Source organism: Herbiconiux daphne (assembly GCF_024979295.1).
In the GTDB taxonomy this organism is placed as follows: Bacteria; Actinomycetota; Actinomycetes; order Actinomycetales; family Microbacteriaceae; genus Herbiconiux; species Herbiconiux daphnes.
This window is the reverse complement of sequence record NZ_JANLCJ010000291.1, coordinates 1-802: the sequence shown is the minus strand read 5'-3', so window position 1 is coordinate 802 and position 802 is coordinate 1. Positions and strand designations below refer to the sequence as shown.

The following is an 802-nucleotide window of genomic DNA, read 5'->3' as shown; positions in this document are numbered from 1 at the left end:
CAAGCAATTGCCTGTGCTTTAGTGGCTTCACGTTTCCCTGTAATCACTGTTCTGGTTTCATTCGCGTTCACTTCAATCATTGGTACGCGAGTGTTAAGGATAGTACCCAGTATTCCAATGCAGACTCCATAGGAAGCCATAGCTCTTGCTGTCTGGCTTCCATGAGGTACTTCAACGGCTATTACATCTGCCCAACGGGTCAGGTCGATCATACCTTTAGCAAGATGTTTACTACGTTGAAGGTCTAAGGAACTTTGTCGGGTTGCTTTATCTTTCTTAACTACCGGATGGATTACATCCAAGCCCACGATTGTGAGCTTGTTGGAACGTGCATCATAGATACCTTGTGCTGCTCCCCAATTGGAGAATGATGGGTCGCAACCCAGTATCTTAATGTTGTGCATCGTCACTTCCCACCTGAGCGAGAATGGTTTCGAAAGGCAGCTTCTCGAAGATGGAACGAACTACAGATACACCAGCCAAGAATACTTGGCGTTCAGTGCCTGTGAGTGCTCGTTCTACACCGTCGATAACAGCTTTCACAATGACATCACCCGGTACGTTTTCAACGTATTCGAGTTGAGTAATACCGTCTGCGTGCCAGTCAGCAATGAGGCGAGCGAAGTCGTCTACTGTTGCTACTGGTACTACTGGGTTAGCTTCTTGAGTCATTGTTTTACCTGCTCAGTGATACTGCGTGAGAGAGCCATGAATGCTTTCTCAATGTCAGTTTTTGCAATGGCAAGCCAGCGTTGGCTTACTACGTCATCTTGTTTCAGAGCATCAATTAACTGAAGGACAT

The 802-nt window shown here is 46.4% G+C and carries 3 protein-coding genes; all 3 read right to left on the bottom strand.

The features are described 5' to 3' along the window. On the bottom strand, window positions 1–410 hold a 410-nt coding region (locus N1032_RS24750), incomplete at its 3' end, for a hypothetical protein (RefSeq protein ID WP_259543178.1). After that, entirely contained in the window at window positions 391–672 is a 282-nt protein-coding gene (locus tag N1032_RS24745; protein ID WP_259543177.1) for a hypothetical protein, read from the bottom strand. The genes N1032_RS24745 and N1032_RS24750, both read right to left, overlap by 20 nt. Beyond that, on the bottom strand, window positions 669–788 hold the full coding sequence (locus tag N1032_RS28640; RefSeq protein WP_456319125.1) for an Acb2/Tad1 domain-containing protein: 120 nt from the start codon (window positions 786–788) through the stop codon (window positions 669–671). The genes N1032_RS24745 and N1032_RS28640 overlap by 4 nt, the downstream gene beginning before the upstream one ends. Window positions 789–802: the final 14 nt, after the last annotated feature.

What these genes read in the sequence shown, in the direction of transcription:
- N1032_RS24745 (WP_259543177.1), bottom strand. Translation starts at nt 672, where the DNA reads ATGACTCAAGAAGCTAACCCAGTAGTACCAGTAGCAACAGTAGACGAC.